The organism is Streptomyces sp. NPDC037288, from assembly GCF_055603265.1.
Genome location: NZ_JBVJVY010000004.1, coordinates 183,221 through 203,435 on the forward strand (window position 1 = coordinate 183,221; position 20,215 = coordinate 203,435).

General features: G+C 73.1%; 20 protein-coding genes and 2 pseudogenes. 8 read left to right on the forward strand and 14 right to left on the reverse strand.

All coding sequences use genetic code 11. From position 1 onward, the window contains the following. Positions 1-23 precede the first annotated feature (23 nt). The 5 genes and pseudogenes from ACZ7GZ_RS06735 to ACZ7GZ_RS06755 form a co-directional block, all read right to left on the reverse strand. Positions 24-1,238: a nucleotide disphospho-sugar-binding domain-containing protein gene (locus ACZ7GZ_RS06735; protein ID WP_471021541.1), complete on the reverse strand. Its 1,215-nt coding sequence runs from the start codon at positions 1,236-1,238 to the stop codon at positions 24-26. Further along, on the reverse strand, positions 1,235-2,035 hold the full coding sequence (locus tag ACZ7GZ_RS06740) for a MerR family transcriptional regulator (protein WP_471021744.1): 801 nt from the start codon (positions 2,033-2,035) through the stop codon (positions 1,235-1,237). The genes ACZ7GZ_RS06735 and ACZ7GZ_RS06740 overlap by 4 nt, the downstream gene beginning before the upstream one ends. A gap of 77 nt (positions 2,036-2,112) precedes the next feature. Further along, a complete protein-coding gene (locus ACZ7GZ_RS06745; protein ID WP_471021543.1) occupies positions 2,113-2,856 on the reverse strand; it encodes a PIG-L deacetylase family protein in 744 nt (247 codons plus the stop codon). 124 nt (positions 2,857-2,980) lie between these two features. Next, a complete protein-coding gene (locus ACZ7GZ_RS06750) occupies positions 2,981-4,282 on the reverse strand; it encodes an alpha/beta fold hydrolase (protein ID WP_471021545.1) in 1,302 nt (433 codons plus the stop codon). Between the two features lie 120 nt (positions 4,283-4,402). Then, positions 4,403-4,579: pseudogene (locus ACZ7GZ_RS06755) on the reverse strand (substrate-binding domain-containing protein); the annotation flags it as partial. A gap of 170 nt (positions 4,580-4,749) precedes the next feature. Here ACZ7GZ_RS06755 and ACZ7GZ_RS06760 point away from each other — a divergent pair. From ACZ7GZ_RS06760 to ACZ7GZ_RS06770, 3 genes are read left to right on the forward strand one after another with little or no spacing between them, the layout of a single operon-like run. After that, positions 4,750-5,505 carry a (Fe-S)-binding protein gene (locus ACZ7GZ_RS06760; RefSeq protein ID WP_471021547.1) on the forward strand — a complete coding sequence of 252 codons (756 nt, stop codon included), beginning with the start codon at positions 4,750-4,752 and terminating at the stop codon, positions 5,503-5,505. Further along, positions 5,502-6,980, forward strand: coding sequence for a LutB/LldF family L-lactate oxidation iron-sulfur protein (locus tag ACZ7GZ_RS06765; RefSeq protein WP_471021550.1), 1,479 nt, complete (start codon positions 5,502-5,504; stop codon positions 6,978-6,980). Before ACZ7GZ_RS06760 ends, ACZ7GZ_RS06765 begins: the two co-directional genes overlap by 4 nt. Then, positions 6,977-7,618 carry a LutC/YkgG family protein gene (locus ACZ7GZ_RS06770; RefSeq protein WP_471021551.1) on the forward strand — a complete coding sequence of 214 codons (642 nt, stop codon included), beginning with the start codon at positions 6,977-6,979 and terminating at the stop codon, positions 7,616-7,618. Before ACZ7GZ_RS06765 ends, ACZ7GZ_RS06770 begins: the two co-directional genes overlap by 4 nt. 46 nt (positions 7,619-7,664) lie before the next feature. On the opposite strand, the pseudogene ACZ7GZ_RS06775 reads toward ACZ7GZ_RS06770, so the two are convergent. Next, positions 7,665-7,838 (reverse strand): annotated as a pseudogene (locus ACZ7GZ_RS06775) (alpha-L-rhamnosidase-related protein); the annotation flags it as partial. 29 nt (positions 7,839-7,867) lie between these two features. Here ACZ7GZ_RS06775 and ACZ7GZ_RS06780 point away from each other — a divergent pair. Continuing rightward, positions 7,868-9,022 (forward strand): betaine/proline/choline family ABC transporter ATP-binding protein, encoded by a 1,155-nt coding sequence (locus ACZ7GZ_RS06780; RefSeq protein ID WP_471021552.1) that lies wholly within the window; start codon positions 7,868-7,870, stop codon positions 9,020-9,022. Between the two features lie 6 nt (positions 9,023-9,028). Here ACZ7GZ_RS06780 and ACZ7GZ_RS06785 read toward each other — a convergent pair whose 3' ends face one another. The 4 genes from ACZ7GZ_RS06785 to ACZ7GZ_RS06800 form a co-directional block, all read right to left on the reverse strand. Continuing rightward, positions 9,029-9,946 (reverse strand): ABC transporter substrate-binding protein, encoded by a 918-nt coding sequence (locus tag ACZ7GZ_RS06785; RefSeq protein ID WP_471021746.1) that lies wholly within the window; start codon positions 9,944-9,946, stop codon positions 9,029-9,031. A 113-nt stretch (positions 9,947-10,059) separates the two neighbouring features. Then, on the reverse strand, positions 10,060-10,731 hold the full coding sequence (locus ACZ7GZ_RS06790) for an ABC transporter permease (RefSeq protein ID WP_471021554.1): 672 nt from the start codon (positions 10,729-10,731) through the stop codon (positions 10,060-10,062). Between the two features lie 100 nt (positions 10,732-10,831). Beyond that, positions 10,832-11,575, reverse strand: a complete 744-nt coding sequence (locus ACZ7GZ_RS06795) for an ABC transporter permease (protein ID WP_471021747.1) — start codon at positions 11,573-11,575, stop codon at positions 10,832-10,834. A 220-nt stretch (positions 11,576-11,795) separates the two neighbouring features. Further along, on the reverse strand, positions 11,796-12,368 hold the full coding sequence (locus ACZ7GZ_RS06800; protein WP_471021555.1) for a TetR/AcrR family transcriptional regulator: 573 nt from the start codon (positions 12,366-12,368) through the stop codon (positions 11,796-11,798). Between the two features lie 164 nt (positions 12,369-12,532). Here ACZ7GZ_RS06800 and ACZ7GZ_RS06805 point away from each other — a divergent pair, with 164 nt between their 5' ends. The 3 genes from ACZ7GZ_RS06805 to ACZ7GZ_RS06815 are packed head-to-tail and all read left to right on the forward strand — an operon-like array spanning position 12,533 to position 15,784. After that, a complete protein-coding gene (locus tag ACZ7GZ_RS06805) occupies positions 12,533-13,390 on the forward strand; it encodes an AAA family ATPase (RefSeq protein WP_471021556.1) in 858 nt (285 codons plus the stop codon). Continuing rightward, positions 13,387-14,739, forward strand: coding sequence for a vWA domain-containing protein (locus ACZ7GZ_RS06810; protein ID WP_471021558.1), 1,353 nt, complete (start codon positions 13,387-13,389; stop codon positions 14,737-14,739). The genes ACZ7GZ_RS06805 and ACZ7GZ_RS06810 overlap by 4 nt, the downstream gene beginning before the upstream one ends. A gap of 46 nt (positions 14,740-14,785) precedes the next feature. Continuing rightward, positions 14,786-15,784 (forward strand): pyridoxal-phosphate dependent enzyme, encoded by a 999-nt coding sequence (locus tag ACZ7GZ_RS06815; RefSeq protein WP_471021559.1) that lies wholly within the window; start codon positions 14,786-14,788, stop codon positions 15,782-15,784. Positions 15,785-16,159: 375 nt separating this feature from the next. Here ACZ7GZ_RS06815 and ACZ7GZ_RS06820 read toward each other — a convergent pair whose 3' ends face one another. From ACZ7GZ_RS06820 to ACZ7GZ_RS06830, 3 genes are all read right to left on the reverse strand, one after another. Next, positions 16,160-16,516 carry a cupin domain-containing protein gene (locus ACZ7GZ_RS06820; protein ID WP_471021561.1) on the reverse strand — a complete coding sequence of 119 codons (357 nt, stop codon included), beginning with the start codon at positions 16,514-16,516 and terminating at the stop codon, positions 16,160-16,162. A 244-nt stretch (positions 16,517-16,760) separates the two neighbouring features. Next, a complete protein-coding gene (locus ACZ7GZ_RS06825; protein WP_471021562.1) occupies positions 16,761-17,405 on the reverse strand; it encodes a transmembrane-type terpene cyclase in 645 nt (214 codons plus the stop codon). A gap of 309 nt (positions 17,406-17,714) precedes the next feature. Then, positions 17,715-17,993, reverse strand: a complete 279-nt coding sequence (locus ACZ7GZ_RS06830; RefSeq protein ID WP_471021563.1) for a hypothetical protein — start codon at positions 17,991-17,993, stop codon at positions 17,715-17,717. Between the two features lie 225 nt (positions 17,994-18,218). On the opposite strand from ACZ7GZ_RS06830, the gene ACZ7GZ_RS06835 reads away from it, so the two are divergent. Then, positions 18,219-19,184, forward strand: a complete 966-nt coding sequence (locus tag ACZ7GZ_RS06835; RefSeq protein WP_471021565.1) for a pirin family protein — start codon at positions 18,219-18,221, stop codon at positions 19,182-19,184. Positions 19,185-19,313: 129 nt separating this feature from the next. Here ACZ7GZ_RS06835 and ACZ7GZ_RS06840 read toward each other — a convergent pair whose 3' ends face one another. After that, the gene (locus ACZ7GZ_RS06840) at positions 19,314-20,198 is read right to left on the reverse strand and encodes a polysaccharide deacetylase family protein (RefSeq protein WP_471021567.1); all 885 of its coding nucleotides are present in this window, start codon (positions 20,196-20,198) and stop codon (positions 19,314-19,316) included. Positions 20,199-20,215 lie beyond the last annotated feature (17 nt).

Below are 20,215 nucleotides of genomic sequence, written 5' to 3' on the forward strand. Positions count from 1 at the left end.
CTGATCCTGCAGGATCGCGCAGGTCAGCGCTGTGCGAGCTGTTCGACGGCCTTCCGTACCCGGCCCGCGCCGTCCTCCCCGGCCAGGTGCGCCGCGGCGGTCGCGGCGCACCTGCTGTACCCCTGCTGCCGCACCGCCCGCTCGAGGGCCTCGGCGAGCCGGCCGGCGCTCAGGGCGGCGAACGGGACGGGCTCGGTGGCGGCGCCGATCGCGGCGAGCCGCGCCGCCCAGAACGGCTGGTCCGCCGTGACCGGCACGGGAACGGCCGGGATCCCGGCCCGCAGCGCGGCGGCCGCGGTGCCCGCCCCCGCGTGGTGGACGACGGCGGCGAGCCGCGGCAGGAGCAGGGCGTGCGGCACCTCTCCGACGGTCAGCACGTCGTCGCCGTCGGCGGCGAGCCCGGCGGCGCCCGACTGCAGGATGCCGCGCAGCCCCGCGCGCCGCAGGGCCTGAACGGCGATCTCACTCAGCCGCTCGCCCTGGCCACCCGCCATCGACCCGAAGCCCACGAGCACCGGCCGGGGCCCGGCCCGCAGGAAGTCCTCCACGACGGCGGGCAGTTCTTCGTCGGCGGCGACGTGGGGCCAGAAGGTTCCGGCGACGTCCAGTCCGGGACGCCAGTCGGCGGGGCGTGCCACGAGGGCCGTGCTGAAGCCGTGCAGCACGGGCCAGTTCTCCCGCTCCCGGCGTCGGCGCATCCCGGCCGCGCTCAGGGGCGGCAGCCCGAGGTGGCGGCGCAGCTCGGTGACCGCCTGCCCGAAGACGCGGTCGGCCATGCGCAGGGCGAAACGGCCCGCCGCGCGGTTACCGGCCCGGCCCAGCGACCGTACGCCCGTGACCACGGGCGGGAAGTCGCCGGTCGGGGCCGTCGGCTGGAGGTAGACGCCGAGGCTCGGCGTTCCGGTGGCCTCGGTGAGGTGCCAGCCGAGCGGGGCCGTCGTGGCCGACAGCATGAGCAGATCAGCGCCCTCTGCGACCACGTCGGCGAACCCCCGGCCGAGCTCGGTGACGAAGGCGGCGGCCGTGCGCATCAGTTCACGCCTGCCGCCGGCTCCGCCGTGCGCCCGCGGGTCGGCGGGCAGCCGCCGGAAGCCGAGTTGGGCGCCGCGGGCGAGCGGGGCGAAGGCGTCGGTGGTGGCCAGCGTGACCTCGTGCCCGGCGCCGGCCAGCGCCGCGCCGAGGCCGGTGTAGGGCGCGACGTCGCCGCGTGATCCGGCCGTGGCGATCAGGATTCTCATGGGTGCTCCTCGGGATCGGTGCGCGAGCCGTCACGGCGCGAGGCGTTGGCGTGGATCGCCTTGTTCACATAGGCGGCGAGGCCGGGGCGTCCGTGTGACGGGGGGACGAGGAGGGCGAAGGCGCGCGGGTCGGCGGCGAGGTCGTCCGCGATGCGCCGGTGCGTGTCCGGCGGGCACGGGGCGAACCAGCGGGTGAGGTGGCGGCGGTGCTCCTCGGCGAGGTCCATCGCCCGCTCGCCGTCGGCGGGTTCGTCCGCGTCGAAGGCGGCGAGCAGCTCGGCCCGCCATGCGGCGGCCTCGCTCATGAGCCGCCGCCAGTCCTGCTTGGTGTGGGCGCCGGCCCGTGCCATCGCCTCGCGGTACGCCGCCGAGTGCCGCCATTTCAGCTGTGCCTCGGTGGCGTAGCTGAGGTCGAAGGAGATCTCACCGAAGACCTCGAAGCGTTCCTCGGGGGTGAGGGCCACCCCGGTGCGCTGCACCTCGATGGCCTGTTCGGCCACCTCGGCGAGGCGCTCCAGCCGGTCGATCTCCTCGCGCAACTTCCGCTGCCTGGACCGCAGATGGTGCAGGGCGTTCGCCTGCGGGCCGCGCAGGATGACGGCGATCTCGTCGAGCGGGAAGCCCAGTTCCCGGTAGAAGAGGATCTGCTGGAGCCGGGCCAGGTCGGCGTCGCTGTAGGAGCGGTAGCCGGCGCGGCTGCGGTCGCTCGGTGAGAGCAGCCCCTCCTTGTCGTAGTGGTGCAGCGTCCGCACGGTCACCCCCGCGAACGCCGCCACCTGCCCCACCGAGTAGCCCATGTGCCTGCCCTTTCGTCCGCTCACAGCCTCAAGCCTGACGTAAGGGGAGGGTCAACCCGGTGCGGTCCTGAGCCGGTTCAGCGGCTGAAGACCTCGAAGGCCACCGCTGGTGTGCCGCCGAAGCGCTCGGCGACGGCGGTGGTCTGCGTGGTGAGGAAGTCGCGAACGTAGGTCTCGGGGTCCTGGTCGGTCAACGCCTCGAGGTAGGTGCGGTGTTCGAGCAGCGAAGCCATCGCCCGCTCCAGGCCGGGTGTGGCGTCGACGGCGTGGGTGGGGCTGCTGGAGCCGGCGACGGCGACCCAGCGGACGCCGTCGAAGGGTGCGAGGCCCTGCTCGGTGAGTTCGGGGAAGATCCAGCGGTTGCCCGCGTCGGCCGCGGCGTCCAGGGTGGCCCGGCCGACGGCCACGTGGTCGGGGGTGTTCCAGGTGATCCCGCCCCAGGTGTCCCGGTGGTTGAGGGTGAGGACGAGTTCGGGGCGGTGGCGGCGGATCGCGGCGGCGATGTCCCGGCGCAGCGCGGGGCCGTACTCGATCACCCCGTCCCGGTGGCCGAGGAACTCCACCGTGGTGACGCCGACGACGGCGGCGCTGGCCCGCTGCTCGCGCTCGCGCAGCGGACCGCAGGTGGCGGGGTCCAGGGCGTCGATGCCCGCCTCGCCACGGGTCGCCAGCACATAGGTGACCTCCCGGCCGGCGTCGGTCCAGGCCGCGATGGCCGCGGAGCATCCGTATTCGAGGTCGTCGGGGTGGGCCACCACGGCCAGGGCGCGCTGCCAGTCGTCGGGCAGGGGCCGGAGTTCGGTGATCTTCGCCTCTGTCATGGGGCGCAGCGTATGCGCTCCGCTGGGATGCCGCGCCGCAATATCGTCTGCCCCCGTCTGCCGTACGGCGACCGCGGGTGGTACCTGGCTGGGTCGCGCAATTCCCCGCGCCCCTCGGGGCGCTTCACACCTCGTCGCGCGCCAGTGCCAGCAACCGGTCCAGGACCCTCGGCGCACCCGCGCGGAGGCCGTCGTGTTCGAACTCGTCGGTGACCCAGGTGCGCAGGCCGCGGATGGCACGGGCGGTCTGGAGGGAGTGTGCGGTGTCGACGTACATGTCGTCGTGGTAGATCGCGGCGGCGACCGGGACCTCGTTGGCGGCGAGGCGGGCGGGGTCGTACAGCGGCTGCCAGTCGGTGCGGGCGGCGAGCAGGTCGGCCGTCTCGCGCAGCGGGCGCAGCGCCGGGTCGGTCTCGAACATCCACGGATGGATCGTCTCGCCGGTGAAGAGGACCGGCGTGTCGCCGGCGAGCGCCTTGGCCGCGTCGAACTGCGGGAACTCGGTACGGACCCGCTCGGCGGCCCAGGCGGTGGGGCGGGTGTCCTGGCCGTAGATCGACTCGTGGACGAGCGCGTAGAGGGGGTGTGCGGCGTACGACAGGAGGGACTGGGCCTGCTCCTGGAAGGCGTCCGACAGCTCCGGGCCGCCGGGGGCGCGCACGAAGGCGTCCTCCAGGAGGTGGTGCAGCCGGTGGCTGCCGTCGCTCGTGCCGAGCATCAGGCCGAGGGACTGGAAGGCCTCGACGGTGAACCGGTAGCCGTTCGGGAGGACCACGTCGTGGGTGAGGAGGTGGTCGGCGATCCGGCGGACCCGTTCCACGTCCTGCGGGTAGCGGGTGTAGTGCGCGGTGACCTTGCGTTCGATGCGCGGGTAGGCCGCCCGGTAGACGTCGTCGGCGTGGGCGTGCAGGGAGGGCAGGCCGCCGGTGATGACGGCGGTGGCGAGGCCTTCGGGGGCGAGGGAGAGGTACGACACCGTGCAGAAGCCGCCGAAGCTCTGGCCGAGCACGGTCCACGGGGCGCCGCCGGTGACCTCGGGGCGGATGGTCTCGCAGTCCCGGACGATGGAGTCGGCGCGGAAGAGCGTGAGGTAGTCGGCCTGCCGGGCGGGGCCGCCGCGCAGCGGGAGCGTCTGCCGGGTGGCGGGTGTGGAACTGCCGGTGCCGCGCTGGTCGAGCAGGAGGACGCGGTGGTCCCTCAGGGCTCGGTCGAGCCAGGCCTGACGTCCGACGAAACGATTCGCCCCGAAGCCGGGCCCGCCCTGGAGATACAGCAGCCACGGCAGCTCCTGCCCGGCCTTGTCGCTCGCGACCGCCTCCCGGGCGTACAGCTCGATCGTCTCGCCGTCCGGGTCGGCGTGGTCGAGGGGCACGGTGAAGCGGCGGTCGGTGAGGATGACGCCGGGCTGGCGGTAGCTGAGGCTCAACGGGTCTCCCGGGACGGATGGGGCGGACGAGTCCCAGTTCAGCACATGAGCAAGCGCGTGCCGACCCCCGGGATCATGGATTGTCACTGAACTTCCGGTCAGCGCCCGGCCGGGTGCGGCTCAGCGTGCGGCGAGGCTGGAGCGGCGTACCACCAGCTCCGGCTGGAGGACCACCCGGCGGTGCTCGTGCGTCCGCTCGTCCTCGCCCTGCTCGGTCTCCTCCAGCAGCAGTTCGGCGGCGAGAGCGCCCATCGTGACGGCGGGCTGCCGTACGGAGGTCAGCGGTACGGCGACCGCTGTGCCCAGCCGCTGACCCGGTACGCGCCCCGTGGCGACGGCGCCCGCTGGCGGGAAGCCGAGGCGCGGCTCGCCGCGCGGTGAGGCGTGTGCCCGGCGAGGCCGTCTCCCCTCGGCGGTGACCGCCCACTACCCTGCACTCGTCCGATGACCGATCCCGAGGAGCCGCGATGCGTGTCGCCCTGTTCCTGACGTGTGTCAACGACACGCTCTATCCGGACACCGGCCGCGCCGTGGTGAAACTGCTGACCAGGCTGGGGGTCGACGTCGACTTCCCGAGGGGCCAGAGCTGCTGCGGGCAGGCGCACTACAACACCGGTTACCGGCACGAGGCGGAGCCGCTGGCCCGGCACTTCTCCGACGTCTTCCGCGAGTACGAGGCGATCGTCACCCCGTCCGGGTCCTGCGGGGCGATGGTGCGGGAGCTGTATCCCCGGATGGGCGAGCGGGCCAGGGCCGAGGGGCGCGGGGACTCGCTCGCGCGGACACTGGCGCCGGTGGTGCCGAAGACGTACGAGCTGACGGAGTTCCTGGTGGATGTGCTGGGCGTGACGGATGTGGGTGCCTACTACCCGCACACGGTCACCTACCACCCGACCTGCCACGGGCTGCGCGGCCTGGGGCTGGGCGACCGGCCGCGCCGGCTCCTCCAGGCCGTCAAAGGGCTGGAACTGGTCGAGCTGCCGGGTGCCGAGGAGTGCTGCGGGTTCGGTGGCACGTTCGCGCTGAAGAACGCCGAGGTGTCGGCGGCGATGGGCGCGGACAAGGTGCGCAGCGCCGAGTCGACCGGCGCCGAGGTGCTGTGCGCGGCCGACAACTCGTGCCTGATGCACATCGGCGGCACGATGAGCCGGCTGCGCACGGACATGCGGCCGGTGCACATCGCGGAGATCCTGGCGAGCACGGAGGAGGAACCGGCGGTATGAGCGGAACGTTCGTCGGCATGCCCGCCTTCCCGGAGGCGGCGCGTGCAGCGGTCCACGACCCCGTCCTGCGCGGCAATCTGCGGCATGCCACACACACCATCCGCGCCAAACGCGCCCGCGCGGTCGCCGAGTTGGACGACTGGGCGGCGCTGCGCGAGGCGGGCCGCCGGATCAAGGACCACACACTGCGCCATCTCGACCGCTACCTGGTCCAGTTGGAGGAGTCGGTCACCGCGGCGGGCGGTACCGTCCACTGGGCCGCGGACGCCGACGAGGCCAACCGGATCGTGGCCCGCCTCGTCAAGGAGACGGGCGAGTCGGAGGTCGTCAAGGTCAAGTCGATGGCCACGCAGGAGATCGGGCTCAACGAGGCCCTTCTCGAAGAGGGCATCCGCGCCTACGAGACCGATCTCGCCGAGCTGATCGTGCAGCTGGGCAGGGACCGGCCCTCGCACATCCTGGTGCCGGCCATCCACCGGAACCGGGGGGAGATCCGGGACATCTTCCGCTCCGAGATGGGCGCGTGGGGCCGGCCGGCTCCCGAGGGCCTGACCGACACGCCCGCCGAGCTCGCCGAGGCGGCCCGGCTGCATCTGCGGGAGAAGTTCCTGCGGGCCAAGGTCGGTGTCTCCGGCGCCAACTTCATGGTCGCCGAGACCGGCACCCTGGTGGTCGTCGAGTCCGAGGGCAACGGCCGGATGTGCCTGACCCTCCCCGAGACACTGATCTCGGTCGTCGGCATCGAGAAGATCGTGCCCACCTGGGGGGACCTGGAGGTCTTCCTGCAGACCCTCCCCCGCTCCTCCACCGCCGAGCGCATGAACCCGTACACGAGCATGTGGACCGGCACGACGGACGAGGACGGGCCCGGGACCTTCCACCTGGTGCTGCTCGACAACGGCCGCACCGACACCCTCGCCGACCAGGTGGGCCGCCAGGCCCTGCGCTGCATCCGCTGCTCGGCCTGCCTGAACGTGTGCCCGGTGTACGAGCGGGCGGGCGGCCACGCCTACGGCTCGGTCTACCCGGGCCCGATCGGCGCGATCCTCAGCCCCCAACTCCGCGGTACCGCAAGCGAGATCGACGCCTCGCTGCCGTACGCGTCGAGCCTGTGCGGGGCCTGCTACGAGGTGTGCCCGGTCGCCATCGACATCCCCGAGGTCCTGGTGCATCTGCGGGAGAGGGTGGTGGAGGGCGGGCCGGCGGTGCGGCGGGGCAACAAGGTGCTGCTGAAACCGGCCAAGGGACACGCGGCCGAGCGGGCGGCCATGCGCGCGGCACGCTGGGCGTTCACCCACCCCGGCGCCCTGCGCGCCGGTCAGCGGCTCGCCTCCCGCACCCGCCGGCTGCACCCCCGTACCCTGCCCGGCCCGGGGAAGGCGTGGAGCGGCACGCGGGATCTGCCGGCCGTGCCGGCGGAGCCGTTCCGGGACTGGTGGCAACGCACGCGCGGCGGAGAGGACGGCGCCAGGTGAGCAGCAGGGACAGGATCCTGGGCCGGGTCCGGCGGGCGCTCGCCGATGTGACACCGGACGAGCGGCCGTACGGGGAAGCGGTACCCCGGGACTATCTGCGCGAGCACGGGGAGCGCACGACCGAGCAGACGGTGGAGCTGCTGGCCGAGAACCTGGCGGACTACCGGGCGATCGTGCACCGCGCCGACGCGGAGGAACTGCCGCTGCTCGTCATGCGGCTGCTGGCCGAGCGCGGCGCACAGGAGGTGCTGGTGCCGCCCGGGCTGCCGCCGGAGTGGATGGCCGCCGCGGACGCGGTGCGGATCCACGACCGGGCGGTGGACACGCCGCAGCGGCTGGACCAGGTGGACAGCGTGGTGACAGGGTGCGCCGTGGCGATCGCGGAGACCGGCACGATCGTCCTGGACGGCTCCCCCGACCAGGGCCGGCGCCGCATCTCGCTCATTCCGGACCACCACATCTGTGTCGTGCGCGTGCCCGGCCAGGTCGTCCCCTCGGTCCCGCGGGCCCTGCAACGCCTCGACCCCGCCCGCCCGTTGACCTGGATCTCCGGCCCCTCGGCCACCAGCGACATCGAGCTGGACCGGGTGGAGGGCGTGCACGGTCCGCGCACGCTGGAAGTGATCCTGCTGAGCTGACCCGGTGACACCCGCGCTGTGCCACCGGGTCGGGCAGCCGGTCCGTGTACGCCGTCATCGAGCGCCGGCCCCGGTCGATGACGGTGCTGTCCCCGGACATCTGCCACAGCGTCCACGGCAGGACCGCGCCCACGCCGGTCCAGCCGCTCATCGCCTCGGTCGCATGTGTCCAGAGACGTGGCGTGACTCCTTTCATTCGTTTCACTTCGCCGGAGGGCATGCCGGGGACGGCGCCGTTAGCGTGAGGGAATGATCCGCTTCGAGCACGTCACCAAGCGGTATCCGGACGGCACGACGGCCGTGGACGACCTCTCCTTCGAGGTGGCCGAGGGTGAGCTGGTCACGCTCGTCGGCCCGTCGGGCTGCGGCAAGACGACGACCATGATGATGGTGAACCGCCTCATCGAACCGACCTCCGGCCGGATCCTCGTCGACGGCGAGGACATCGCCGGCGTCGACCCGGTGCGGCTGCGCCGCCGTATCGGGTACGTCATCCAGCAGGTGGGCCTCTTCCCGCACCGCACCGTCCTGGACAACACCGCGACCGTGCCCGCGCTGCTCGGCTGGAAACGCGGGAAGGCGCGGGCGCGGGCCGCCGAACTGCTGGAGCTGGTGGGGCTGGACCCGAAGACGTACGGGCCGCGCTACCCGGAACAGCTGTCCGGTGGGCAGCGGCAGCGGGTCGGCGTGGCGCGGGCGCTCGCCGCGGATCCGCCGGTGCTGCTGATGGACGAGCCGTTCGGCGCGGTCGACCCGGTCGTGCGGGAGCAGCTGCAGGACGAGTTCCTGCGCATGCAGGCCGCCGTGCGCAAGACGGTGCTGCTGGTCACGCATGACATCGAGGAGGCCGTCCGGCTCGGCGACCGCATCGCCGTGTACGGGCAGGGCCGGATCGAGCAGTTCGACACGCCGGGCGCGGTGCTCGGGGCGCCCGCGACCGGGTACGTCGCCTCCTTCGTGGGCGCCGACCGGGGACTGAAGCGGCTGTCGGTCACCGCGATCGAGCGGGACGACCTGGAACAGCCGCCGGTGGCCCGGCTGGACGAGCCCGCCGAACGGGCCGTCGAGCGGCTGCGGGCCGAGGGCGCGCGGTGGACGGTGGTCCTCGACGGGCACGGGGATCTGCACGGCTGGGCCGGTATCGACGAACTGGCGGCCGGCGGCAGGGTCGGGGATCTGGCCCACCGGATGACCGCGTGGGTGCCGGTGGGCGCGCCGCTGAAGCAGGCGTTCGGGGTGATGCTCCAGTACGACGCCGGGTGGGTCGCGGTGCTGGACGGCGCACGCTTCCTCGGCGTGCTCACCCCGGCGAAGCTGCACGAGGCGCTGCGCCGCTCGGTGGACGCGGACGCGCGGGGCATAACGCGGGGGCAGGTGCCGTTCGACTCGGTGGCCGATGCCTGACACAACCTAGCTCAGCAGGCCTTTCTGCTTCAGATAGGTGCGGGCCACGTCGGCGGGCAGCCGGCGCCAGCTGTCGACCCGCCGGTTCATCTCCGCCAGGTCCTTGGTGGTGAGGACGTCGTTCAGCCTGCCCAGCGCCTTCGCCACGCGGTCGCTGCCGGCGCGGGAGCGATTGACGACCGGGACCACGTAGTCGGCGTTCTGCAGACGCCTGTCGTCAGCGAGCAGGACCAGGCCGAAGGAGTCGAGCGTGGCGTCCGTGGTGGTGGTCAGCACCATCTGGTCCCGGCCGTCCTGTACGGCCCGCTTCGCCTGGGTGGTGCCGACGCCCTTGGGGTCGACGCCGGTGATGCCGATGCCGTACACCTTCTTCAATCCCGGCTCGCAGTACGGCCGTTGCACGCATTCGTCACCGGCGGCGAGCCGTACCCTCAGCTTCGCGGCGCCGAGGTCGCTGAGGGTCGTGAGGTGGTGCTCACGGGCGTAGGCGGCGCTGACCGCGAAGGCGTTCTGGTCGACCGCCCGGCCGGGTGGGAGGACGGTGAGCCCGCGGGGCGTGGCGAGCGTACGCAGGGCCTTCAGGGTGGCGGCGAGGTCGGGTGAGCCGACCGGTTTCGCGTCGGCGCCGTGGGTCTTGGCGTTCAGCCAGTCGGCGAAGGTGGCCGCGTACTCGGGCACGACGGCGATCTGACCGGATTCGAGGGCCGGTTCGTACAGTTCGCGGTTGGCGACCGTCAGGATCGAGGTCCGGTACCCGGCCTGGTCGAGGAGCTGGGCGTACATCTGGGCGAGCAGGTCGCTCTCGGTGAAGCCGGCCGTGCCGATGGTCAGGTGGTGGCTGTCGCCGGGTGGCGCGGTGACCTGTCCGCGCTTCTCCAGGGAGGGGCCGGTGGAGCAGGCGGCGAGGGTGAGGAGGGTGACCACAGCAAGGGCTGTCCTGGCGGGCCGTTCCGGACGTGTGGCGCCTTTGCGCGTCGGCCGTTCGTGGCCGACGGAGGCTCGGCCCGCCGACGGGTCCGGGCCCACGCCGCCGCCGGTCACCGGCCGGTCCTCGCCCACGCCGGTGCCAGCCTCTCCGCGAGCTCGAAGACGCCCTCGACCACGAGCGCGAAGACGGCGACGAGCAGGGCGCCCGCGACCACCTGGGGCGTGCTGGCGAGGTTGAAGCCGGCGGTGATGATCCGGCCGAGGCCGCCGCCCCCTGCGAGCGCGGCGATGGTGGCGGTGGCGACGAGCTGGACGGCGGCGATCCGTACCCCGTTCAGAACCATCGGCAGCGCGAGGGGCAGCTCCACGCGCAGCAGCATCTGCCGTCCGGTCATTCCCATGCCCCGGGCCGCCTGGGCGATGCCGCGGTCGACCTCGCGCATGCCGACGTAGGCGTTGGTGAGCAGCGGTGGGACGGCGAACAGCACCAGCGCCACCACCGTGGGCCCCTCGCCCCACCTGCCGACCGGCGTCAGGAGCAGCAGGACCAGAACCGCGAAGGTGGGCACGGCCCGGCCGACGTTGGAGATGTTGACGGCGAGCGCACCGCCCTTGCCGAGGTGGCCGAGGACCAGGGCGACGGGCAGCGCGATCAGGCAGCTGAGGACCAGGCAGACCACGGTGAGCACGAGGTGCTGGAGCAGCCGGTGCCGGACGCCGTCGTCGCCCGACCAGTGCGCGGGGTCGGCGAGCCAGTCCCAGGTCGCGGTGAGCGTACTCATGCACGCCTCGCCCCCGTCCATGCAGCCCCCACGCCCGCCACCCCTGCGCCCACCCCAGCAGCACCCACGCCCACCTTCCCAGCGCCCGCCCGCGCAGCGCTCATGCGCGGCCCGCCTTCGTCCGGACACCCCTCAGGCGCGCCCTGTCTCGCCGGGGAGGCACCCGTGCGCGGCCCGCCCTGGTCCAGGGCGTGATCAGCCATTGCACGCCCAGCAGGAGCAGGTCGGCGGCGACGGCGATCAGCACGCACAGCACGGACGCGGTGAGGACCTGGGCCTTGAAGTAGGTGTTCATGCCGGCGTAGATGAGGTTGCCGAGGCCGCCGTACCCGACGATCGCGCCGACCGTGACCAGCGAGACCGCCGAGACGGTGGCGATGCGCAGGCCCGCCATCGCGGCGGGCAGGGCGAGGGGCAGTTCCACGGTGAGCAGCAGGCGGATCGGACCGTAGCCGAGGCCGCGCGCGGCTTGCCGGGTCTCCTCGGGGACCGCGCGCAGGCCCGCGAGGATGTTCCGGACGAGCAGGGTCAGCGAGTACAGCACGAGCCCGGCGACGACGAGGGTGGCCGAGAGCCCGTACAGGGGCAGGAGCAGGGAGAACATCGCGAGCGACGGGATGGTGTAGAGGATCGTCGTCACGGCGAGGACCGGACCGGCCGCCCAGCCCCAGCGGCGGGCCAGCATCGCGAGCGGCAGGGCGATGACCAGGGCGACGAGGACCGACAGGGTGGTCAGCCGGAGGTGCTGGACGACCGCGTCGAGGAGGATCTGACGGCGGGTGCTCAGATAGGCGCCGCAGATCCACTCGTTGCGCGCGAGGCAGTCGTCCGGAGGCGCGGTCACCGTTTCATTGGACCGGGTGGACGAGCGGATCGGCGCGTTGTGCTGGCCCGTACGGGTGCGCTCCGACGGACGGGCCGCGGTGTGCCGTCGGTCGAGTGCGGCGCCGTCGTGGCTGGACGCGTTCGCGCGGCGGTAGCCGCCTGTCAGGCACAGCCCCACGTCCCTTCGGGTCGCTCTCCCTTCAGGGCGCTCTCCCTTCGGGGCCCTCCTCTTTGGGGCGTTAGGCCATCCCCGCCGCGTCCAGCAGCGCCGTCACCGTCGCCGTCGCCAGTCCGTCGTCGAGGCGTTCCACTTCCGCACCGGCCCGGGCGCTGGCGCCGTCGAAGACCAGCAGGAGCTGGCGGGCGAGCAGTTCGGGATCGCGGGCGCCGCCGCGCTCCGCCTCGGCGCGGAAGGCCCCGGTCAGCCGCTCCTTGACCGCGCGGGCGACCACACTCGCCGGATGCTCCGGGTTCTTCAGCTCCACCAGGACGGCCAGATAGGGGCAGCCGTGGTAGCCGGCGTCCACGGAGGCCTGTTCCAGACGCTCGAAGACGTACAGGATGCGCTCGCGCGGGGTCGCGGCCTCCGGGTCGGGATGTGCGAACCGGGCCTCGTACCGGGGGATGCGCCGCTCCAGGCTCGCGGCCAGCATCGCGTCCTTGCTGTCGAAGAGCTGGTACATCGACCGCTTGGAGACGCCCGCCTCGCGGCACAGCGCCTCGACGCCGACGGAGACGCCGTCGCGGTAGGAGAGCCGGGCGGCCGCGTCTAGCAGACGGTCACGCGGGGACAGCTTGTCTGTGGAGGCCATGCGGCGAGGGTAACCGGGCGACGGACGAAAGGAAACCGATCGGTGTATAGCGCTCGGTCTCCCCATGTCCGTGTGGCCGGCTCTCGAAACCGCATGACAGAGGCTCTGAACAAGCGCTTAGATAGCGGTGACCGGATCCCGCTCCCGACCCGCCGGAGGCCCCGTTGTTCACGTCCGTCGACGACGTCTCCGCACGCCTCGCCGAGACCGGCTATCTCGCCTCGCCCGCCGTCGCCACGACCGTGTTCCTCGCCGACCGGCTGGGCAAGCCCCTGCTCGTGGAGGGCCCCGCCGGGGTCGGCAAGACCGAGCTGGCCAAGGCCGTCGCCCAGGTCGCCGGGGCGCGGCTGGTGCGGCTGCAGTGCTACGAGGGCGTGGACGAGTCCAGGGCGCTGTACGAGTGGAACCACGCCAAGCAGCTGCTGCGGATCAGTGCCGGCCGCGACGAGAGCTGGGACGAGACCCGCACCGACATCTTCAGCGAGGAGTTCCTGCTCCCCCGCCCGCTGCTCACCGCCATCCGTGGCGACGAGCCGACGGTGCTGCTGATCGACGAGACCGACAAGGCCGACGTCGAGATGGAGGGCCTGCTGCTGGAGGTACTCAGCGACTTCCAGATCACCGTCCCGGAGCTGGGCACGGTCGCCGCGACCCGCCGCCCGTTCGTCGTCCTCACCTCCAACGCCGGGCGGGAACTGTCGGAGGCGCTGCGCCGCCGCTGCCTGTTCCTGCACATCGGCTTCCCCGAGGAGGAGCTGGAGCGGCGGATCGTACGACTGAAGGTGCCGGGCCTCGGCGCGGCGCTGGCCGAGTCGGTGGTCCGGGTGGTCGGGGCGCTGCGCGTGATGGACCTGCGCAAGGCGCCGTCCGTCGCCGAGACCATCGACTGGGCGCGCACCCTGCTGGCCCTGGGCGCCGGCACCCTGGACGAGACGGTCGTACGGGACAGCCTCGGGGTGATCCTCAAGCACCAGGACGACATCCAGAAGGCGGCGGCGAAGCTCGACCTGGACGCGCTGTGACCGCGGTCGCCGAGCGGATCACCGGGCTGGTCGGCGCGCTGCGCGCGCACGGGGTGCGGATCGGCACGGGCGAGACGGTGGACGCGTCCCGGGCGGTGGAGGCGCTGGGGATGGCGGACCGGGAGCGGCTGCGGGAGGGGCTGGCCGCGACGCTGTTGCACGGCCCTGGGCAGCGGGCGGTGTTCGACCCGGTCTTCGATCTGTACTTCCCGCGCGGGGTCGGCGGCCCGGACGGGGAATCCGGGGACCGTAAGGCGCTGCGCGACCGCCTGGCGCGGGCCCTGGCGGCCGACGACCGTGCCCTGATGGCCCGGTTGGCGACGGAGGCCGTCGACGGCTTCGGCGGCTACGGCAGTTCGCCCGGCTCGGACGGCTGGTCGGCGTACCAGACCCTGGACCGGCTGCGCCCGCAGACCCTGTTGGCCCGGGTGCGGGCCGATGTCCGGGGCCGCGAGGGGAGCGGGGCAGGCTTCGCGGACCGGTTGCTGGACGACGAGATCCGGCGCCGGATCGAGGCCTTCCGGCGGATGGTCGGGGCGGAGGCGCGACGCCGGGTCGCCGAGCGGCGCGGGCGGGACGAGATCGCCCGGCGCGGTGTCGTACCGACCGCCGACCGGGTGGACTTCCTGTACGCCAACCGGAACCAACTGGCCGAGCTGCGCAGGGCCGTTCAGCCGCTCGCGCGCAAGCTCGCCACCCGGCTGGCCGCGCGCCGCCGCCGTGCCGCGCGCGGGACCGTCGACCTGCGCCGCACGCTGCGTTCCTCGCTGTCCACGGGCGGGGTGCCGATGCGGCCGGTGCTGCGCCGGTGCCGCCCGGTCCGCCCCGAACTGGTGCTGCTGTGCGATGTGTCGGGCTCGGTGTCCGGCTTCTCGGACTTCACGATGCTGCTGGTGCAGGCGCTGCACGACCAGTTCAGCAAGGTCCGGGTGTTCGCCTTCGTCAACCGGCTCGACGAGGTGACCGGGCTGCTCGGCCACGGCCGCGCCGACCCCGACGGCTTGAGTGCCCGGATACGCGCCGAGGCCACGCTGACCGGCTGGCACGGCAGCAGCGACTACGGCGTGGCGCTGGGCGAGTTCGCCGAGCGGTACGGCGGCGCGGTGGGCCCGCGTACGACCGTGTTCGTCCTCGGGGACGCCCGGACGAACATGAGCGACCCGAACCTGGCCGCCGTACGCGACGTCGCCCGGCGAGCCCGCCGCGTGTACTGGCTCAACCCCGAGCCCCGCGCCCAGTGGGGCACCGGCGACTCGGCCGCGCCCGCCTACGCCGACCTGGTCGAGATGCACGAGTGCCGTACCGCCCGTCAGCTCGGCGCACTGATCACCCGGCTGCTGCCGGTGTGATCGACTGGTCCGGAACGACCGCGATCAGCACCGAAGGGCGTACGCCATGAGCCACTCCCCCGTACCGCTCGGGACTTTCCCCACCCCCCTCGAACCGGCGCCCCGGCTGGCCGTCGCGCTCGGGCTCGGCCCCGAGGACCTCTGGATCAAGAGGGACGACCTGACCGGACTGGGCGGCGGCGGGAACAAGATCCGCAAGCTGGAGTGGACGGTGGGTGCGGCCCTCGCCGAGGGTGCGGACACGCTCGTGACCACGGGGGCTCCGCAGAGCAACCACGCCCGGCTGACCGCCGCGGCGGCTGCCCGGCTGGGCCTTTCCGCCGTCCTCGTACTGCGTGGCGCGCCGGGCGCCTCGCGCTCCGGGAACCTCGCGCTGGACGGGCTGTTCGGGGCGCGACTCGCCTGGGCGGGGGACGTGGACCGGGCGGGGCTGGACACGGCGGCGGCCGAGGTGTGCGCGCGGCTGCGGGCCGGCGGTGCCCGGCCCGCGCTGATCCCGTTCGGCGGGTCGGGTGTGCTGGGCGCCCGTGGCTCTGTGCGCTGCGGCGAGGAACTGGACGAGCAACTGCCCGAGCTGCGGACGGTGGTGGTCGCGCTCGGCTCGGGCGGCACCATGGCCGGGCTGGTCGCGGCCCTGGGCCGCGGTGCGGTGCTCGGCGTCGACGTGGGCGCCCTGCCCGACCCGGCGGCGGCCGTGGCGGAGTTCGCGGCGCCGCTCACCACGGAGGAGGTCGCGGCCGAGGGGCTGCGGGTGCGCCGGGACCAGGTGGGCGCCGGGTACGCGACGCTGACCGGCCCGGCGAGCGAGGCGCTCCGGCTCGCCGCCCGCACCGAAGGCCTGGTCCTGGACCCCGTCTACACGTCCCGGGCCCTCGCCGGCCTCCACGCGGCCGTCCGCGACGGTGACATCCGCCCGGGCGAGAAGACGGTGTTCATCCACACCGGCGGCCTACCCGGCCTGTTCGGCCACCCGGACACCGTCACCTTCGCGGAGGAGGGGGCGGGGGCCTTCGAGGGGGGCGAGGCTGGGGCCTTCGGGGGCTAGGGAGCCGGGAGCTTCGAAGAGTGCGGGGCTGGGGCCTTCCGGGGCTAGGGAGCCGGGACCTTCGAGGGGGGCGGGGCTGGGGCCTTCCGGGGCTAGGGAGCCGGAACCTTCGAGGGGGGCGGGGCTGGGGCCTTCCGGGGCTAGGGAGCCGGGACCTTCGAAGGGGGCGGGAGCCGGGGCTTCGAGGGGTGAGGACACGGGTGACTCGTCGCGGCCCGCGCCCCGGGCCGGCCCTTCCTCCCGAAACGACTCAACGGCCGGCGGCGAGCCCTCTTTCAGCGGCGGAGGAACGCGGCCCCGGACACCGGTACGGCGACCGGGCCGCACCGTGTGCGACCCGGTTCTGCGAGCGGGCTGACCGCCGTGCCCGCTCGGTCAGCCCTTCGCGTACTCCTTCGCCATGGTCCCGGCGAAGTCGAAGACCACGACCGGTTCGTCGCCCACCACCCAGGCGTCGTGGCCGGGCGGGCACACGAACACGTCGCCGGGGCCGACCTCGGCCTCGCCGCCGTCGTCCATGCGCAGGTGCATCCGCCCCTGCACCACGTAGCCGTTGTGGTGGACCATGCAGCTCTCGGTGCCCGCGATCGGCGCCACGGACTCCGACCAGCGCCACCCCGGTTCGAAGGTGCCCACTGCGAAGTCCAGCCCGGTCAGATGGAGCGCTTCGAGGTGACCGCGGGGGAAGTCACGCCGTTCGTCCGGCTTCTCGACCGTCTTCACTTCCAGCATGACGGTGTCCTCCCTTCAGGCCGCTGACCGCGGCCGAGGTCGGCCACCGTCCCCCGGCGGCCTCGGACGGCACCGGCGCTGCGGCGGCGGCCGTACCCCACGCCACCATCGTCGGCCCGGCGCCGGTGCGGCGCCATTCGGGGTCGGACAACGATGTCGGCCGTATTCCGGCCCGGTGCCAGATGCGTCGCCGTGCACTGCGGCGACCGGGCACGCAGACGGGTACCTTCCGGCGGTCAGCGCCTCATACCGGGGCGGTGACGGGAACTGTCCGCTCGCTTCGGCGTACGGCGGACAAGGCGGCGGCGTAGGCGAGATCGAGCAGGAAGCAGCCGACGTAGAGGTAGTGCATGAGGGCGCTGTCATGACGCGGCACGGGGTCCGGGTCGGTGAGCATCGAGAGGGAGGCACAGGCCGTCCCGAGGAGCTTGGTCACCGCGATGCCCGGGGACTGGCCGCGCGTGCCCCGGCGGGCGGCGAGCATGGCGAGGAACATGCCGGACATCGCCAGGTTGCTCCCGAACGCGGTGATGGCGCCGCCTCCCCCTTCGAACTGCTCCGAGGCGTAGTCCATGCCCGGGTAGGCGAAGCCGAGCAGTACGGTGAGCGCGGGCAGGAACAACCGGCCGGGGACGTACGGGAATTCGGCCCGGCCGAAGCGTACGAGCGTGTAGCCGACGGCTAGGTCGAAGCAGAACCATACGACGTTGACGACGTGCATGAGCCCGGACGGGGGCCGCACGAACGCGAACATGAACTCCCAGCTGATGTTGGTGGCGAAGGCGACGACGGGCATCCCGAACGTGCGCTCCCGCAGCCCCGTCCGGACCAACAGCACATAGGCCGCCGTCCAGAACAGCCCCGTGCCGAGCAGGAACGCCGTATGCATGGAGACCCCCGTCGGCCGGCCACTCGCTCTGCACCCGTGACCACTCTGACACGGTGACGGCCATGGACACAGCAAGACCGGGCATCCGGAGGGACGGGGCCGGGCCCCTGGCGCGGGCAGGTGAGGGGTACGGGCGGCCCCGCCACCACCTGATCACCGGCCGGGGGAGATTTCCCGGTCGTCGCCTGCAATCCCGAACGACCGGAGGAACCCGTGTCCGGACACCACGCATCCGTGCCCGCAGGCTGCGTACCGTCCTGGGGGTCTCGTCGCAGGCGCGGCCCTGGCCGTCGCCGGCACCCTGACCGCTCAGGGGGCCCAGGACGGCAGCCACGCCGCGGTCCGCACCGGCGCCAACGACCACGCGCCCCCGTCCCCCGTGCCCTCACCGGCTCGCACCGCGACCGCTTCCCCCATGTCCTCCGTCCCGCCGACCTGCGCCCCCTGCGCCCGCCGACGGCCGCGGCCCGGCCCCGCCGGGTGCTGCTGCGCCGGGCCGTACTGGGCGCGCTGGCGCTGGCCGCCGTGGCCGCGCTGGTGTTCTTCACCGCGCGCGGCGGCCCTTCCCGCCCGGCGGAGCCGGCTCACGTCCCACGTCCGACGGTCGGCACGCCGTCCCCGCTGCCGAGCGCGGTCACCCCGTCCACTGCCGAGCCGTCCCCGAACGCGCCACACCCGTAGCCAGGCTTCGGACGGCCGCGCCCACGTGTGAGGTGCACGCAACCGCACATGAGCCGGTTGCTTGGCTTACCGAAGGAAAATCCCCGTTTCCGCACCCACCGGTACGACGCTCGCCCCGCTAAGTTGGGCGCCATGAGCAATCTTGACCGCGCGCCCGTGCCCAGTGTCTGCGGCGGTCGCGGATTCGTCGTCGCCGAGCCGGTCCGCGAACTGCTGAGCCCCCGTCAGGTGAAGCTGGGCGAGTCGACCGAGGTGCGCCGGCTGCTGCCGAACCTCGGGCGTCGCATGATCGGCGCGTGGGCGTTCGTCGACCACTACGGCCCGGACGACATCGCCGACGAGCCCGGTATGCAGGTCCCGCCGCATCCGCACATCGGGCTGCAAACGGTGAGCTGGCTGCACGAGGGCGAGGTGCTGCACCGCGACTCGACGGGTGGCCTGCAGACGATCGGGCCCCGGCAGCTGGGCCTGATGACCTCGGGCCGCGCGATCAGCCACTCCGAGGAGAGCCCCCGCCCGCACGCCCGCTTCCTGCACGGCGCCCAGCTGTGGGTGGCGCTGCCCGACGAACACCGCCACACCGACCCGAAGTTCGAGTACCACCCGGACCTGCCCACGGTCACCGCGCCCGGCCTGACCGCCACGGTGATCCTCGGCGACCTCGACGGCTCCGCCTCGCCCGGTACGACGTACACCCCGATCGTCGGCGCCGACCTCGCCTTCACCCGGGGCGCGGACGTACGGCTGCCGCTGGAACCCGACTTCGAGTACGGCGTCCTGGCCATGTCCGGCGAGGTGCACGTGGACGGTGTGCCGGTACTGCCCGGTTCGCTGCTCTACCTCGGCTGCGGCCGCTCCGAACTGCCGCTGCGCGCCGAGTCGGACGCGGCGGTCATGCTCCTGGGAGGCGAACCGTTCGCGGAGGAACTGGTCATGTGGTGGAACTTCGTCGCCCGCACCCAGGACGAGATCGCACAGGCTCGCGAGGACTGGATGAAGGGGGCACGTTTCGGTGAGGTGAAGGGCTACGCCGGGGGTCCGCTGCCCGCGCCCGAGCTGCCGCCGGTGCCGTTGAAGCCACGCGGAAGGGTGCGCTGACCGGGCCGGCAGCTCGATCACAGGGCGATCAGCGCTGCGGTGTTCGGCGCCGGACGGCAGTCGTTCCGAGCGGAGCTCCTGGCACTGACACTCGCCAGGGTGATCCGCGGCAGGCACAGCCGGGAGCGGTCAATGGCCTCGGTCACCGTCACCGTTCGGCGCGCTTGCCTTGAGGTCCTTGTCTGCGGTCGACGCAGGGCGGCTCGGGGAGGTGAGGAGGGTGCGGAGGTCGATGATGCGGTATCCGCGTGAGGTGATCGCATCGAGGATCCGTGGCAGGGCCTCGGCGTCGATCACCTCGGTGCGGCCCTCGGACGCGCCGACGTGCATCTGCAGGACGGCCCCCGGGCGCAGGACGTCCAGCGCCCTGGCCACTGCCCTGTCCGCGGTCATGCCGCCTTCGGTGCCCATCCAGCCGTTGGTGTCGGTGGTGAATTCGATGTCCGCGAATCCGAGCGCGTTGACCTCCTTGATCTGGGCGGGACTGGTCTCGCTGTAGGGGAACCGGAAGAACGGGGTCAGGGCCGCTCCTGCCCCGGCCGCGCGCAGGGCCTCGTCCGCAGTCCGGACCTCACGGCGTCTTCCGGCCGCGGTCAGGTCATTGAAGTAGGGGTGGCTGTAGGAGTGGTTGCCCAGTCCGTGCCCCGCAGCCGCGATCCTCCTCACCACTTGGACGTAGCGGTCGGCGAAGTCGCCGGTCAGGAAGAAGGTGGCAGGCGTGTTCCGACGGGCGAGCTCAGCGAGGATGCTGTCCAGACCGGCGTCGTTCCACGCCGCGTTGAACGTCACCGCGACCACCCGCTCACGTGTACGGATCTCGCGGTTCTCCGATCCGAACAGTGCCCGCAGCCCTTCCCCGTCCGCAGCCGCCGCCAGGCGCGGCGAAAAAGCCTTGGCTGTCGGGGCCCAGGGCCTGCGCACCACCACCCAGACGGCAGCGAAGAGCCCGGCGACCGCCTGGAGCCGGCGGCGGGACATGAGACGCCGTGGGACGACGACAGAACGCGATTCCATGCCATCGCCATCGGTCG

Coding starts and splice junctions, on each gene's coding strand:
- ACZ7GZ_RS06735 (WP_471021541.1), bottom strand. CDS start 1,238: ATGAGAATCCTGATCGCCACGGCCGGATCACGCGGCGACGTCGCGCCC.
- ACZ7GZ_RS06825 (WP_471021562.1), bottom strand. CDS start 17,405: ATGCATACGGCGTTCCTGCTCGGCACGGGGCTGTTCTGGACGGCGGCC.
- ACZ7GZ_RS06745 (WP_471021543.1), bottom strand. CDS start 2,856: ATGACAGAGGCGAAGATCACCGAACTCCGGCCCCTGCCCGACGACTGG.
- ACZ7GZ_RS06760 (WP_471021547.1), top strand. CDS start 4,750: ATGCGTGTCGCCCTGTTCCTGACGTGTGTCAACGACACGCTCTATCCG.
- ACZ7GZ_RS06765 (WP_471021550.1), top strand. CDS start 5,502: ATGAGCGGAACGTTCGTCGGCATGCCCGCCTTCCCGGAGGCGGCGCGT.
- ACZ7GZ_RS06800 (WP_471021555.1), bottom strand. CDS start 12,368: ATGGCCTCCACAGACAAGCTGTCCCCGCGTGACCGTCTGCTAGACGCG.
- ACZ7GZ_RS06790 (WP_471021554.1), bottom strand. CDS start 10,731: ATGAGTACGCTCACCGCGACCTGGGACTGGCTCGCCGACCCCGCGCAC.
- ACZ7GZ_RS06835 (WP_471021565.1), top strand. CDS start 18,219: ATGAGCAATCTTGACCGCGCGCCCGTGCCCAGTGTCTGCGGCGGTCGC.
- ACZ7GZ_RS06820 (WP_471021561.1), bottom strand. CDS start 16,516: ATGCTGGAAGTGAAGACGGTCGAGAAGCCGGACGAACGGCGTGACTTC.
- ACZ7GZ_RS06740 (WP_471021744.1), bottom strand. CDS start 2,035: ATGGGCTACTCGGTGGGGCAGGTGGCGGCGTTCGCGGGGGTGACCGTG.
- ACZ7GZ_RS06840 (WP_471021567.1), bottom strand. CDS start 20,198: ATGGAATCGCGTTCTGTCGTCGTCCCACGGCGTCTCATGTCCCGCCGC.
- ACZ7GZ_RS06815 (WP_471021559.1), top strand. CDS start 14,786: ATGAGCCACTCCCCCGTACCGCTCGGGACTTTCCCCACCCCCCTCGAA.
- ACZ7GZ_RS06780 (WP_471021552.1), top strand. CDS start 7,868: ATGATCCGCTTCGAGCACGTCACCAAGCGGTATCCGGACGGCACGACG.